This window comes from Vibrio sp. OPT24, from assembly GCF_015163545.1.
Classification (GTDB): domain Bacteria; phylum Pseudomonadota; class Gammaproteobacteria; order Enterobacterales; family Vibrionaceae; genus Vibrio; species Vibrio cyclitrophicus.
In genome coordinates, this window is sequence record NZ_JADDYI010000058.1 from 1 (window position 1) to 659 (window position 659).

Sequence of the window (659 nt, forward strand, 5' to 3'; positions counted from 1 at the left end):
TCTTCTTACTACCAAGCGACCAACCGACGACTTTACGCGAGTAAAGATCAATAACGACCGCTAGATACATCCAACGTTTGCCTTGCCTGATATACGTTAGGTCTCCAGACCACTGTTGATTAACTGCCGTTGGTTTTGGTGTGTCTTTTTTAATATTCTTAATCGATTGATAGAACCGATGTAGCTTGGCCATTTTCATGTAAATGCGATAACTTCGTGCTCTTAGCCCTTGCTCTCTCATGATCCGAGCCACACGCTTGCGGCTAACCAAAACTCCTTGGCGCCTCAGTTCTGCATGAACTCGTGGGCTACCGTAGGTCTCTCGACTCTGGGTAAACACTTTAATTATACGCTTCTTCAAAGCCTGCTCTTCTTGATCGTAGCGGCTTGGCTCTCTATCAAGCCATGCGTAGTAACCCGACTTAGAAACAGATAGAAAACGGCACATCAATACAATGGAATAACGCGTTTTGTAATGGGCTATGAATCGGAATTTTGTCGATTTTCTTGGGCAACGAATCGTTGCCACTTTTTTAGCAAGTCATTCTCGAGCTTAAGTTGTTCGTTCTGACGTTCGAGCTCTGCAATCCGACTAGACTCAGTTTTCTGGCTCGGGATCTGAGTCCTTTTCTTACGTTTATCTTCCATAATAACCCCTT

General features: G+C 44.5%; 1 pseudogene. It reads right to left on the minus strand.

The features are described from left to right. A pseudogene (locus IQO02_RS20010) lies at positions 1-659 on the minus strand (IS3-like element ISVisp1 family transposase); the annotation flags it as partial.